Annotated in this window: 9 protein-coding genes and 1 pseudogene; 1 reads left to right on the plus strand and 9 read right to left on the minus strand. The window is 66.5% G+C overall.

Annotated elements, in window-relative coordinates:
* Positions 1 to 2: 2 nt before the first annotated feature.
* Together LPB142_RS01340 and LPB142_RS01345 are read right to left on the minus strand one after the other, a co-directional pair.
* Complete coding sequence (locus LPB142_RS01340; protein WP_071165275.1) at positions 3 to 974, minus strand: KpsF/GutQ family sugar-phosphate isomerase; 972 nt, start codon at positions 972 to 974, stop codon at positions 3 to 5.
* A 128-nt stretch (positions 975 to 1,102) separates the two neighbouring features.
* A complete protein-coding gene (locus LPB142_RS01345) occupies positions 1,103 to 2,170 on the minus strand; it encodes a DUF2793 domain-containing protein (protein ID WP_068766403.1) in 1,068 nt (355 codons plus the stop codon).
* Between the two features lie 154 nt (positions 2,171 to 2,324).
* Here LPB142_RS01345 and LPB142_RS01350 point away from each other — a divergent pair, with 154 nt between their 5' ends.
* The gene (locus tag LPB142_RS01350) at positions 2,325 to 3,263 is read left to right on the plus strand and encodes a glycosyltransferase (RefSeq protein WP_071165276.1); all 939 of its coding nucleotides are present in this window, start codon (positions 2,325 to 2,327) and stop codon (positions 3,261 to 3,263) included.
* Here the strand turns inward: LPB142_RS01350 and mtgA are convergent.
* From mtgA to LPB142_RS01385, 7 genes and pseudogenes are all read right to left on the minus strand, one after another.
* A pseudogene (mtgA, locus tag LPB142_RS01355) lies at positions 3,264 to 4,006 on the minus strand (monofunctional biosynthetic peptidoglycan transglycosylase).
* Positions 4,007 to 4,085: 79 nt separating this feature from the next.
* The gene (locus tag LPB142_RS01360) at positions 4,086 to 4,664 is read right to left on the minus strand and encodes a DUF1269 domain-containing protein (protein WP_068766400.1); all 579 of its coding nucleotides are present in this window, start codon (positions 4,662 to 4,664) and stop codon (positions 4,086 to 4,088) included.
* Between the two features lie 103 nt (positions 4,665 to 4,767).
* The gene (gene gltB / locus LPB142_RS01365) at positions 4,768 to 9,306 is read right to left on the minus strand and encodes a glutamate synthase large subunit (RefSeq protein ID WP_071165277.1); all 4,539 of its coding nucleotides are present in this window, start codon (positions 9,304 to 9,306) and stop codon (positions 4,768 to 4,770) included.
* A gap of 12 nt (positions 9,307 to 9,318) precedes the next feature.
* Positions 9,319 to 10,032 (minus strand): hypothetical protein, encoded by a 714-nt coding sequence (locus LPB142_RS01370; RefSeq protein ID WP_156894290.1) that lies wholly within the window; start codon positions 10,030 to 10,032, stop codon positions 9,319 to 9,321.
* A gap of 30 nt (positions 10,033 to 10,062) precedes the next feature.
* The gene (locus LPB142_RS01375; RefSeq protein WP_068766398.1) at positions 10,063 to 11,496 is read right to left on the minus strand and encodes an NAD(P)-dependent oxidoreductase; all 1,434 of its coding nucleotides are present in this window, start codon (positions 11,494 to 11,496) and stop codon (positions 10,063 to 10,065) included.
* 162 nt (positions 11,497 to 11,658) lie between these two features.
* Positions 11,659 to 12,459: an undecaprenyl-diphosphate phosphatase gene (locus LPB142_RS01380; protein WP_068766397.1), complete on the minus strand. Its 801-nt coding sequence runs from the start codon at positions 12,457 to 12,459 to the stop codon at positions 11,659 to 11,661.
* Entirely contained in the window at positions 12,459 to 13,445 is a 987-nt protein-coding gene (locus LPB142_RS01385; RefSeq protein WP_071165278.1) for a complex I NDUFA9 subunit family protein, read from the minus strand. Before LPB142_RS01385 ends, LPB142_RS01380 begins: the two co-directional genes overlap by 1 nt.
* Positions 13,446 to 13,572: the final 127 nt, after the last annotated feature.

Here is a 13,572-nt window from a genome sequence, read left to right on the forward strand (position 1 = left end):
GCTCAGGCGACGCCGGCGCGCAGCAGGTCGTGGATGTGCAACACCCCGATCGGCGCCTGCTCCGCGTCGACGACGACGAGCGCGCCGATCTTGCTCGCGTTCATCCGCGCGAGCGCCTGCGCGGCGAGCAGATCGGCCGAGACGGTGATCGGCTTCGGGTTGGCGACCTCGCCCGCGCGATGGCTCATCAGCCCGTCCATCTTGCGCCGCAGATCGCCGTCCGAGATCACGCCGACGAGCCGCCCCTCGGCCACCACGCCCGCGATCCCGAAGCCCTTCGAGGTCATCACCAGCAGCGTCTCGCTCATCGAGGCGCCGGCTTCGACCAGCGGCATCGCCTCGCCCTTGTGCATCAGCTGGCCCACGGTGGCCATCTGCGCGCCGAGCTTGCCGCCGGGGTGGAAGACGCGGAAATCCTCGGGCAGGAACTGCCGGCTCTCCATCAGGGCCACCGCCAGCGCATCGCCGAGCGCAAGCGTCAGCGTCGTCGAAGTGGTCGGCGCCATGCCGATCGAACAGGCCTCCGGCGCGGCGGGCAACAGCAGCCGGTAATCGGCGGCCTTCATCAGGGTGCTGCCCTCGCGCGAGGAAATCGCCGCCATCGGGATCGAGAACCGCCGGGTATGGGCCACGATATCGCGCAGCTCCGCCGTCTCGCCCGAGTTCGAGATCAACAGGCTGATGTCGTTTTGCGTGACCATGCCAAGGTCGCCATGGCTCGCCTCGGCGGCATGGACGAAATGCGCGGGCGTCCCCGTCGAGGCCAGCGTCGCGGTGATCTTGCGCCCGATATGGCCCGATTTCCCGATCCCCGAAACGATCAGCCGCCCCTTCGAGGCCAGGATCTTCTGCACGAACGGCTCGAAATCCGCTGGCATCTGCGCCGCCATCAGCGCAAGCGCCTCGCTCTCGGTGTGCAGGACATGGCGCCAGATATCGGCAATCGGGCGGGGGCTGGAAAGGCTGTTCGTCATCAATCGTCTCACCGTAAACTCCGCGCGGCAATGGCGCGAACACTCCGGCTATAACAACCACGCCCCCGTTAGGGAACCCGGACGGGCCCAAAAGGCCCGCCCCGAGGCAATTGGCCGCCGATCCTGGCTCAGAACCAGCGCCCGACCGCCATCAGCCGCGCCGTCGCCGCGGTGGCCGAGGTGACCGAGGACAGCACCGCGACATTGGCCGAGGTGGTCGAGGTCGTGCCGATCGCGACCCAGCGGGTGAGCGTGCTCGCCGCCCCGGTGACCGTCGGCGTGACCGCGAAGGTCGCGGGGAAGGTCCAGGCCTGCGAGGCCGAGGTGAAGAGCGCCCCGGTCGCCGTCGCGGTCGAGGCGAAGCTCAGCGAATGGGTGCAGATCATCGTGCCATCGGCAAAGCGCACGGTGCTGCCGTTGGCGCCGGTGGTGCGCTCGATCACCGCGCCGGTGGGCACGCCCGCGGTCTGGCTGACCGTGCCGAGCAGATTGCCGCGGCTATAGCCGTAATCGGCGCGCATCAGCCGCCCGGCGGTGGTGTCGGTTGCGCTTTGCTGCACGGCCTCGCCGGTGGCATAGCCCGTCGCCGGCGCGAAACTCAGCGCGGTGACAAAGCTCGACCCATCGGCGCTCACCTTGATCTCGAAAGCGTCCGAGCCGACGATCCCCATCTCCGCGCGCCCCGACCAGTTCGACTGGAAGAGAAGGCTCGCCGTATCGCCGGCGCTCGCCTTGTTGATCTTGAGCTGATGGCCCGCGCCCGCATGGGTCAGAAGCGTCGCCGCCGAGGCCACCGCGAGGCGGTTGGTCAGATCGGCGGTGGTGTTGATGCCGAGGCTCTCGAGGCCCTGAAGCTCGAGCCCCGGCGTGATCCAGCCGCTGCCGTCGAAGACCCGCAGCTCGCCCGTCGGGGTCGCGCCGATCCAGCCCGCGCGCGGCGCGAGGAAGGTCCAGGCACCGTCGAGCCAGGCGGCGATCTTGCCATCCTGGCCCGCCCAGGCGCCCGAGGTGCCGGTGCCGAGCGCGTAGACCTCGCCCTCGGTCGGGCTGGCGGGCGGCACCTGCGCGTCAAAGGCCTCCACGGCGAGCTGCACCATGACATCGAGGAGCCGCAACGCTTCGTTATGGGTGACATGCTTTTGCGCCTGCGAGGGCAGGATATAGGGCAGGGAGAGGATTGCGGAAGTGTCGGCCATGATGAGTCCTGAAATCTGGGGGATCAGGGGCCGAGTGTAGAAACCCCGGTTTGAGAGGCGCTTAAACCACCGTGCGCTGCCGTTGCGCGGCGGTTGAAACGCGCCCGGCGAGGGGCTAGGAAGCGGCAGAGAGGCCAGTCAGGGACCAAGGACGATGCACACCGAGCCGCATGTCGTGATCCTGATGGCGACCTATAACGGCGCCGAATGTCTGCGCGAACAGCTCGACAGCTTCGCCCGCCAGAGCCACCGCAACTGGTCGCTCCTCGTCGGCGATGACGGCTCGCGCGATGCCACCCGCGAGATCCTCGCCACCTTCGCCGCCGAGGGCCACCGCGTGCAGGTGATCGACGGCCCGGGCCGGGGCGCGGCCGCGAATTTCATGGCGCTGGTGCGCGCCGCGCGCGAGCTCGCCCCCGAGGGCGCCTGGCTCGCCTTCTCCGATCAGGATGACGTCTGGCTCCTCGACCGGCTCGCGCGCGGGGTGGCGGCGCTGCGCCGCGCCGACCCGAAAAACCACATCGGCCTTTATTGCAGCCGCACCCTGATCACCGATCACGAGCTCCACAACCACCGTCTCTCGGTGCCGCGCCCGCGGCCCTTGGGCTTCCGCAACGCGCTCGTGCAAAACGTCGTCGCGGGCAACACGATCCTGCTCGACGCCGCCGGCGCGCGGCTGATCTGCGCCGCCGCCGTCGAGGCGGGCGAGGTCGTCGTCCATGATTGGTGGGTCTATCAGGTCGTCTCGGGCTGCGGCGGGCGCATCGTCCATGACGACACGCCGACGCTTCTCTACCGCCAGCACGCCGCCAACGAGATCGGCGCGAATGATAGCCGCCGCGCCCAGGCGCGCCGCTTCGCGATGCTTCTGCGTGGCACGCTGCGCGAGTGGAACACGATCAACATCGCCGCGCTCACCGGCTCGCGCCACCGCTTCACCCCGGAAAACCAGGCCCTCTTCGACGCCTTCGTCGCGCTGCGCACCCGCAAGGCGCTCGGCCGCGTCGCGGGGCTCGCGCCGCTCGGCCTTTACCGCCAGACCCGCGTCAGCACGATCGCGCTCTGGGTCTCGGCGCTCTTCGGTCTGCTGTGATCAGTCGCTGAAACACTCCGCGCGGCCATCCGCCCGGATCGTGTCGGCGCCATCCTGGATCGCATGCGCCCGCCGCGACACGAAGCCCGAGGGCCGTGCCGCCGAGCGCCCCTTCGGATCGGGCAGAACCGCGGCCAGAAGCGAGGCCTGCCGCGCGGTCAGCTTGTCGGGCGTCGTGCGGAAATAGCGAAACGCCGCCGCATCCACCCCGAACACGCCCTCGTCGAACTCCGCCACATTGAGATAGACCTCGAGGATCCGCCGCTTCGTCCAGACCGCCTCGACCGCCGGCGTCAGCACCGCCTCGAGCGCCTTGCGCAGCCAGCTCCGCCCCTGCCAGAGAAACACGTTCTTGACCACCTGCTGGGTGATCGTCGAAGCCCCGCGCCCCGCCCCCTCATCGAGCGCCTGCCGGATCGCGCGCATGTCAAAGCCCCAGTGCTGGCAGAAATTCGCATCCTCCGCCGCCACCACCGCGCGGCGCATCACCGGCGCGATCTCGTCCATCGAGGCCCATTGCTGATCGACCGCCCCGATCCGCCGCGCCTCGAGCACCATCGTCAGCGTCGTCGGCGGGTTGAGGAAGGAATAGAGCACCACCAGCGCCAGCGCCACCGCCCCCCGATCAGCCCGAGTCGCGTCAGCCAGCGCACCGCCAGCGCGATCGCATTGGCGAAAATCCCGCGATTGCGGGCTTTCGAGCGGGCCACGGCCTTCTGCACGGGGGTCTTTCTCTGCGCCATGGCGCCATAAGTCACGGCCCGGCCGGGATGGTCAAGCCTGACCGGGCGGCGCCGGAAAATTCGCGCCGCCCGCGCCCGGTCAATAGGCGCTGGTGCCCACGATCCGCCCGAGCCGGCCGATCATCCCCTGGCCGATCTGCTGGCCGGAGAGCGCGATCGTCCCGCCCTGCGCAAGGCTCTCGCGCAGCTGGCTGACCGGCGCCGCATCGAGGTCGAGCGGCGTCGAGAGCTCGCGCCCGGTCGCGCCGAGATTGCGCATCCGCTTGAGCGTCTCCTGCGCCCCCACCCGCCGCAGGAGCACGAAGAGCGCCGCCCCCTCGGGCGGCAGCGCATCCGAGACCGCGCGCATGAACTCGTCGTTGATCCCGATATCGGAGGCGAGCCCCGCCAGCGCGCCCACCCCCGCGCCGATCGCCGCGCCCGCGACCGGGCTGAGAAACACCGCGCCGATCACCGCGCCCCAGATCGAGCCCCCCGCCGCGCCGGTCACCGGCAGGTTCACCTGCTGATGCAGCCGCACCTTGCCCGCGCCATCGCGCGTCACCACGACCATGTCACGGGTATCGAGAAACCCCTCGCGGGTCAGCGTCTCCATCCGCTTGCGCATCGCGAATGCGTCGTCTTGCGTGTCGAAAGCCAGAACCAGGAGTTCGGTCATCTGTCCCTCCTTTCAGGGCTGCGAATGACAAGGGCGAGGCCATTGGCCCCGCCCTGACAACTCTCGCATCCCGCGGAAGTTCCCCCGGCCGGGGGAAAGCCGCTTACTCGGCCGGCATCGCCGCCGGCTCATCGGTCAGCGGGAAGGGCAGATGCGCGAGCATCTCCTTCGGGCAGACCTGCAGGAAGTTGGCGCGCTCGGCCTCCCAGTTTTGCAAGATATCCGCCGCCTTGCGCGAGCCGGTTTCCTTGGCGTGGCGCTCGATCAGGCCCTTGAGCTGATGCTCCCAATGGCTGTGGCCGAGCCCGCAGGTGACGAGGCTTTCGAGGTTCATGTAATCCTCCGCGAGCCCCTCCGGGTCGTAGAGATAGGCCATGCCGCCGGTCATGCCCGCGCCGAAGTTCGCGCCGATCCGGCCAAGGATCACCGCCACACCGCCGGTCATGTATTCACAACCGTTCGAGCCGCAGCCCTCGACGACCACCTTCGCCCCCGAGTTGCGCACCGCGAAACGCTCGCCCGCGCGGCCTGCGGCGAAGAGATAGCCATCCGTCGCGCCGTAGAGCACGGTGTTGCCGATGATCGTGTTCTCGCTCGCGACGAGCGGGCTCGCCATCGGCGGCCGCACCACGATGATCCCGCCCGAGAGCCCCTTGGCGACATAGTCGTTCGCGTCGCCCGAGACCTCGATCTTCAGCCCCGGCGCCGCGAAGGCGCCCAGCGATTGCCCGCACGAGCCGGTGAGCTTGACCGTCAGATGGTCGGGCTGCAGCGCGTTGCGCATCCCGAAGTTCTTGACGATATGGCTCGAGGCGCGCGTCCCGATGGTGCGCAGCGTGTTGCGCACCGCATAGGAGAGCTGCATCTTCTCGCCTTCCTCGAAGAAGCGGTGGCCGTCCTTGATGATCTCGGCATCGAGCGTATCGGGGACATAGTTGCGCGGCTTCGAGCGGTCGTAGACGATCTTGTCCCAGCCATCGACGGTGATCAGGAGCGGGTTCAGGTCGAGGTCATCGAGGAAGGCCGAGCCACGGCTGACCTGCGTGAGCAGATCGGCACGCCCGATGATCTCGTCCATCGACCGCGCCCCGATCGAGGCGAGGATCTCGCGAACCTCCTGCGCGTAGAAGGTGATCAGGTTCACGACCTTGTCGGCCGAGCCCGTGAACTTCGCGCGCAGCGCCGGATCCTGGGTGCAGACCCCCACCGGGCAGGTGTTCGACTGACACTGACGGACCATGATGCAGCCCATCGCGATCAGCGCCGCGGTGCCGATGCCATATTCCTCGGCGCCCATCATCGCGGCCATGACGATATCGCGGCCGGTCCGCAGACCGCCATCGGTGCGCAGCGTGACCCGGTCACGCAGCTTGTTCATCGCCAGAACCTGATGCGCCTCGGTCAGACCCATCTCCCACGGCAGACCCGCATATTTGATCGAGGTCGCCGGCGAGGCGCCGGTGCCGCCGTTGTGGCCCGAGATCAGGATGATATCGGCCTTCGCCTTGGCCACGCCCGCCGCGATCGTGCCGACGCCCGAGGAGGCCACCAGCTTCACGGTGACCTTGCAGCGCGGGTTGATCTGCTTGAGGTCGTAGATCAGCTGCGCGAGGTCTTCGATCGAGTAGATGTCGTGGTGCGGCGGCGGCGAGATCAGCGTCACGCCCTTCGTCGCATGGCGCAGCCGCGCGATCAGGTCGGTGACCTTCATCCCCGGCAGCTGGCCGCCCTCGCCGGGCTTGGCGCCCTGGGCCACCTTGATCTCGAGCTCCTCGCAGTGGTTGAGATATTCGGCGGTCACGCCGAAACGCCCCGAAGCCACCTGCTTGATCTTCGCCGAGGGGTTGTCGCCGTTCGGCTCGGGCACGAAATGCGCCGGATCCTCACCGCCCTCACCGCTGTCCGATTTCGCGCCGATCCGGTTCATCGCGACGTTGAGGAGCTTGTGCGCCTCGGGCGAGAGCGCCCCGAGCGACATCCCCGGCGTCACGAACCGCTTGCGGATCGAGGTGATCGATTCGACCTCCTCGATCGGCACCGGCTTGCCCAGAACCTTCACATCCAGCAGATCGCGGATATGGATCGGCGGGTTCGCCCGCATCATCGCGGAATATTGCTTCCACAGATCATAGCTCGCCCGGTCGCAGGCCGATTGCAGCAGGTGCATCGTCTGCGCTTCCCAGGCGTGTTTCTCGCCGGTGCGACGCGACTTGTAGAAGCCGCCGATCGGGAGCACGTCCTGACCGCCCTTCCAGCCCTTGGCGTGGACCTCTTCGAGCTTGTGCTGGATGCCGTGCAGACCGATCCCCGAGATCCGCGAATGCATCCCCGGGAAATATTCGGCCACCATCGCGCGCGACAGCCCCACCGCCTCGAAGTTCAACCCGCCGCGATAGGAGGAGATGATCGAGATCCCCATCTTCGACATGATCTTCAAGAGCCCCGCGTCGATCGCATCGCGATAGCGGCGCATGTTGTCGACGAGCGAGCCCTCGAGAAGGCCGCGCTCGATCCGGTCGGCGATGCTGTCTTGCGCCAGATAGGGGTTCACCGTGGTCGCGCCCGACCCGATCAGAACCGCGAAATAATGGCTGTCGATACATTCGGCCGCGCGCACGTTGATCGAGGTGAAGGTCCGCAGCCCCTTGCGGGTCAGCCACGAATGTACCGCGCTCGTCGCGAGGATCATCGGCATCGCGATCTTCTCGGGGCCCTGCGCCTCATCCGAGAGCACCAGATGCAGCGCGCCCGAGCGCACTGCGTCCTCGGCCTCGGCGCGGATCCGCTCCAGCCCCTCGCGCAGCGCTTCCTGATCGGCGCCGGCGGGGAAGGTGCAGTCGATCACCGTCACCGTCGCGCCGAACTGCTTCATCATCTGCTCGTATTCGGCATTGGCGATGAACGGGCTCTCGAGGATCAGGATCTCGGTCTGCGAGCTGTCCTCGTCGAGCACGTTCTTGAGGTTGCCAAAGCGCGTCTTGAGCGACATCACCCGGCTTTCGCGCAGGCTGTCGATCGGCGGGTTGGTGACCTGGCTGAAGTTCTGCCGGAAGAAATGCGACAGCGGGCGGTATTGCTTCGAGAGCACCGCCGGCGGCGTGTCATCGCCCATCGAGGCGACCGCTTCCTTGCCGTCCTCGGCCATCGGCGCGAGGATCTGCTCGAGCTCCTCGACCGAATAGCCCGCCGCGATCTGACGGCGGCGCAGATCGGCGCCCGCGTGGATCGCCTTTTCCGGCACATCGCGCATCAGCGCGTTCAGATCGACGACCTTCTCGACCCATTCGCCGAAGGGCTGGCTGTTGGCGAGCCGGTCCTTGATGTCCTTGTCGTGGTAGAGCTTGCCCTCGCGCATATCGACCGCGATCATCTGCCCCGGCCCGAGCGCGCCCTTCTCGATCACGTTCATCTCGTCGACCGGCACCATGCCGACCTCCGAGCCCGCGATCAGCATGCCCTCGCCGGTGATCACATAGCGCATCGGGCGCAGGCCGTTGCGGTCAAGCCCGCCGCAGACCCATTTGCCATCGGTCATCGCCAGCGCCGCCGGGCCGTCCCAAGGCTCCATCACCGAGTTGCAATAGGCATACATGTCCTGCCACGCCTTCGGCATGTCGGTGGTGGCCTTCGACCAGGCCTCCGGCACCAGCATCGTCTTGGTCATCGGCGCCGAGCGGCCCGAGCGCACCATCACCTCGAACACCGCATCGAGCGCGCCACTGTCCGACGCGCCGGCCGGGATGATCGGCTTGATGTCCTCGGCCGCCTCGCCGAAGGTGTTCGACGCCATCCGGATCTCGTGGCTCTTCATCCAGTTGATGTTGCCCTTGATCGTGTTGATCTCGCCGTTATGCGCGAGCATCCGGAACGGCTGCGCCAGCCACCATTGCGGGAAGGTGTTGGTCGAATAGCGCTGGTGATAGATCGCGAAGGCGCTCTCGAAGCGCTTGTCCTTCAGGTCGGGGTAGAATTCCGCGACCTGCTCGGCCAGCATCATCCCCTTGTAGATGATCGAGCGCGTCGACAGCGAGCAGATGTAGAGCCCCGCGATCTGCGCCGCGATCGCGGCTTTCTCGATCCGGCGGCGGATGATGTAGAGCTCGCGCTCGAATTGCTCGTCGTCGATGTCCTTCTCACAGCGGATCAGGATCTGCTCGATCTCGGGGCGCGTCGCATTGGCCTTCTCGCCGAGCACCTCGGTATTCACCGGCACATGGCGCCAGCCATAGATGTAATGCCCCATGCGGAGCACTTCGCTCTCCACGATCGTGCGGCAGCGCTCCTGCGCGCCGAAATCGGTGCGCGGCAGGAAGATCTGCCCGACGGCGACCTTCTTCTCCATGTCCGGCTCATGGCCGGTGCGGCGGATCTGGTCGTAGAAGAACGGCACCGGGATCTGCACATGGATCCCCGCGCCATCGCCGGTCTTGCCATCGGCATCGACCGCGCCGCGGTGCCAGATCGCCTTCAGCGCCTCGATCCCGTTCTCGACGACCTTGCGCGAGGCCTTGCCGTCGATCGACACCACCAGACCCACCCCGCAGGAGGATTTCTCGTCGTCCATCTTGAACAGCGAGTTCTCGTCCATCCACTTGCGCTTGGCTTCCTCGGCGGCAACCCAGGCTTCATCATATTTCGTCATGTCAGTGCCTCCTCAGAGAGTGGGTCGAATGTCGGGCGACAGGCCGGTCATCAGCATGTCGCAATCATATTTCGGTTTGTCCTCGCCGAAGTCCGCGTCGCCGGGGAAGGCGAAACTCACCGGCCCGTCGAAGGTCGAGGTCTTGTCGCCATAGGCGTTCTCGAAGGCCTCGGTATCGGAGAAGAACAGCCGCAGCTCGCGGCTGATGTATTGGCGACCGGAGCGGCGCGAGACGAGGTTGCCCGCGCCGTCCTCGGTGGTCAGATCAAAGGCGATACGCTCCAGCGCCACCCCGTCGATCACCACGCTCTCGCCGGTCAGACGGTCGGAGCCGATGTTGCGCCGTACCTCGCCGAAGTTCGTGCGGGTGATGAAGTCATATTCATCCACCCCCTCGGCCAAGAGCGCGCTGAACGAGGCATGATCGGCCGAGCCCGCCTCATCGAGCTGATCGATCTCGCCGGTGTCGGGCGCGAAACTCTCGACCCAACGCGTCTCGTCATCGATCTGCGAGATGAAATAGACCCCCTGGCCATCGGCATAGGCGATCGTGCGCAGCCCGGGCGCATCGCCCGCGCAACGGTAATGGTTCGAGACCTGACAATTGTGCATCTGCACCGTCATCTCGAGCTCACAGCCCGGCGGCGGGGTGAAGCCCCCCGCGCAGGCGAGACCCGGGGCCAAAAGCCCCCCGATCATCGCCCAGGTCGCCAAAGATGCACGCACCCTGATACCCTTCCGTTGGCCCGGCCGCGCTTATTGCGCCGCCACCGAAGCCGTCGCATCGAGGAATTTCACGATCTCGTCGGCGGCTTCGCGCCCGTCACGGATCGCCCAGACCACGAGGCTCGCGCCCCGCACGATGTCGCCCACCGCGAAAACGCCGGGCAGGCTGGTCATATGGGTCTTGAAATCGGCCTTGATCGTGCCCCAGCGGGTCACGTCCAGCCCCTCGACGCCCCAGAGCTTGGGCAGATCCTCGGGCTCGAAGCCGAGCGCCTTGATCACCATCTCGGCGGGCTCCTCATAGATCCCGCCCTCGATCGGCTCGGGCGCCTGACGGCCCGTCGCATCGGGCTGGCCGAGCTTCATGCGCTGCACCGTGACCGAGGCCACCGGGTTGCCCGAAAAGCCCTTCGGCGCCGCCATCCAGACGAATTCGACGCCCTCTTCCTCGGCGTTCTGCACCTCGCGCTGCGAGCCGGGCATGTTGGCGCGGTCGCGGCGATAGAGGCATTTCACCGATTTCGCGCCCTGACGGATCGCCGTGCGCACACAGTCCATCGCCGTGTCGCCGCCGCCGATGACGACCACGTTCTTGCCCTCGGCATTATAGGTGCCGTCGGTGAACTCGGGCACATCGTCGCCGAAGCTGAGCTTGTTCGAGACGGTGAGGTAATCGATCGCGCGGATGATCCCCTCGGCGTCCGCACCCGGGTCGCGCAGGTCGCGCGTCTTGTAGACGCCCGTCGCGATCAGCACCGCATCATGCTTGCCGCGGATCGCGTCGAAGGAGATATCCTCGCCGACCTTGCAGTTCATCACGAATTCGACGCCGCCCTCTTCGAGCTGCTTGATCCGCGCCATGACGACATCTTTCTCGAGCTTGAAGCCCGGGATCCCGTAGGTCAGCAGACCGCCGGCGCGGTCGTAACGGTCATAGACGGTGACCTGCAGCCCCGCGCGCCGCGCCGCATCCGCCGCCGCAAGGCCCCCCGGGCCCGCGCCGATGATGCCGATCGACTCGGCGCGCTCGACGCCCGGCTTGACCGGCTTCACCCAGCCCATGTCCCAGGCGGTATCGGTGATGTATTTCTCGATCGCGCCGATCGTGACCGTGCCGTGGCCCGATTGCTCGATGACGCAATTGCCCTCGCACAGACGGTCCTGCGGGCAGATCCGGCCGCAGATCTCGGGGAAGGTGTTGGTGGCCTGGCTGATCGCATAGGCCTCCTCGAGGCGGCCCTCGGCGGTCAGCCGCAGCCAGTCGGGGATGTTGTTGTGCAGCGGGCAATGCGAATGGCAATAGGGCACCCCGCATTGCGAGCAGCGCGAGGCCTGCTCGGCCGCTTTCGCATCGGCGAATTCGCGATAGATCTCGTGGAAGTCATGGGAGCGCACGCTCGCGTCGCGCTTCTCGGGAGTCTCCTTCGCCGTCTTGACGAATTTGAGCATACGTTGCTGGGCCATGGCTGCGCCTCCCTGACGGAAATGGGTCTGGGCGCAGTTCTAAACCGGGTCGAAAAGGAATAAAAGTCAGCAATGGTGACCTAAAACCGGAAAATATGCGACCGAAGCGCACATGTAGCGCCTCGGAGCGCCGATTTTAGGTAACACGAGCTGACCTTTCGGTCAGAAACCCAACAATAGCGCGCCCAAAGCCAGGCTGCCGACGATGATTCGCCACCAGCCGAAGAGCCCGTAGCCATGCCGGCTGACGAAGCCAAGCAGCCCCCGCACCACGAAAATCGCCGCGAGGAAGGCCGCCACGAAGCCGATCGCGATCAGATTCATGTCATCCCAGCTCAGCAGATCGCGGCTCTTGTAGAGATCATAGGCGAAAGCCCCCGCCATCGTCGGCATGGAGAGGAAGAAGCTGAACTCCGCCGCCGCGCGTTTCGACACGCCCATCACCATCGCGCCGACAATCGTCGAGCCCGAGCGCGACACGCCCGGGATCATCGCGAGACATTGGAAGAGGCCGATCTTGAACGCCGTGCCGAGCGAGAGCGCCTGCGCATCATCGACCCGCACCGGCAGGTCGAGCTTGTCGACCCAGACGAGGATGATCCCGCCGAGGATCAGCATCACCGCGATCAGCATCGGCGTCTCGAAGAGCACCTGCTTGATGATGTCATGTGCCGCGACGCCGATCGCCACCGCCGGCAGGAAGGCGAGCAGAACCGAGCCGATGAACCGCCGCGCCGCCGGATCATGCGGCGCCGAGGCGAAGACATGCACGAGCCGCCCCGCATAGACCCCGAGGATCGCGAGGATCGCGCCGAGCTGGATCACCACCTCGAAGGTCTTGCCCGTCGAGTTGAAGCCAAGAAAATGACCGGCCAACAGGATGTGGCCGGTCGAGGAAACGGGGATGAACTCGGTGAGCCCTTCGAGCAGACCGAGGATCGCCGCGATCAGGCTCTGGCTCATCACGACGACTTGCGCAGGTTCTTCGCCGAAGCCTTGATCGCGTCATATTGCCCGTCGGGCCGGAACGGCCAGAGGTAATCGGGCAGCACCGCGCCCATCGGCGTCGGTTTGATGCCGAGATCGGCGAAGGTCTTGGCGCCCTCGGAGACGACATTGTCGCGCTTGAGGTTGGCGATCTGGTCATTGGTCAGGATCTTGTTGGTGATCAGCCCGCCGGTCAGCATCTGCACCGCATCGCCCGCCGTCGCGATCGCGCCCGCGACAAAGCCCGGCAGCGAGATCACATAGCGGTGGCGGTTGATGATCTTGAGCATCCGCTCCATCAGGCCCTTGAACGTGTCGACATCGGGGCCGCCGAGCTCATAGATGCCCTGCGCCTTGCCCTCGGCGCCGAGCACCGCGGCCTTGGCCACGTCATCGACCCAGACGGGCTGGAATTTCGTCGCGCCGCCGAAGATCGGCAGCACGGGCCCGAATTTCACCATCGCGGCGAATTTGTTGAAGAACTGATCCTCGGTGCCGAAGATCACCGAGGGGCGCAGGATCATCGCCGAGGGGAAGTATTTGAGCACCCCCGCCTCGCCCGCGGCCTTGGTCTTGGCGTAATCGCTGTCGGCCGCCGCATCCGCGCCGATCGCCGAGATCTGCACGAGCGATTTGACGCCTTCCTTGGCGGCGATTCGCGCGATCAGGGTGGCGCCCTCGGCCTGCACCGCCTGGAAGCGGTTGGCGCCCTGCGGCACCAGGATGCCCACGCAGTTGATCACCGCATCGGCGCCCTTCATCGCGGCGCGCACGCTGATATGATCGCGGATGTTGCACAGAACGGGCTCGACCTGCCCCACGGCGCCGTAGGTTTTCACGAAGAGCGCCTCGTTCGGGCGGCGGACGGCGACGCGCACGCGCCAGCCCTCTTTCGCCATGCGTCGCGCGATATACCGCCCGACAAACCCAGAACCGCCGTAGATCGTGACCAGCTTCGACATGGGCTGAGGCCTCTCCGTTTCAATTCGTCGCACCCTGATTAGCGCCAAGCCCCTATTCAAACAAGGCCCTAGGGCGCCTCGGCGGGCCGGAAATCGAGAAGATGCGAAAATCTTGCGATGCCCCGTT

Origin of the sequence: Rhodobacter xanthinilyticus, from assembly GCF_001856665.1 — a bacterium.
Taxonomy (GTDB): Bacteria; Pseudomonadota; Alphaproteobacteria; order Rhodobacterales; family Rhodobacteraceae; genus Rhodobacter; species Rhodobacter xanthinilyticus.

Bases quoted from the DNA above. Each gene is read 5' to 3' on its own strand.
- LPB142_RS01340 (WP_071165275.1), bottom strand. From the start codon at position 974: ATGACGAACAGCCTTTCCAGCCCCCGCCCGATTGCCGATATCTGGCGC.
- LPB142_RS01345 (WP_068766403.1), bottom strand. From the start codon at position 2,170: ATGGCCGACACTTCCGCAATCCTCTCCCTGCCCTATATCCTGCCCTCG.
- LPB142_RS01350 (WP_071165276.1), top strand. From the start codon at position 2,325: ATGCACACCGAGCCGCATGTCGTGATCCTGATGGCGACCTATAACGGC.
- LPB142_RS01360 (WP_068766400.1), bottom strand. From the start codon at position 4,664: ATGACCGAACTCCTGGTTCTGGCTTTCGACACGCAAGACGACGCATTC.
- gltB (WP_071165277.1), bottom strand. From the start codon at position 9,306: ATGACGAAATATGATGAAGCCTGGGTTGCCGCCGAGGAAGCCAAGCGC.
- LPB142_RS01375 (WP_068766398.1), bottom strand. From the start codon at position 11,496: ATGGCCCAGCAACGTATGCTCAAATTCGTCAAGACGGCGAAGGAGACT.
- LPB142_RS01380 (WP_068766397.1), bottom strand. From the start codon at position 12,459: ATGAGCCAGAGCCTGATCGCGGCGATCCTCGGTCTGCTCGAAGGGCTC.
- LPB142_RS01385 (WP_071165278.1), bottom strand. From the start codon at position 13,445: ATGTCGAAGCTGGTCACGATCTACGGCGGTTCTGGGTTTGTCGGGCGG.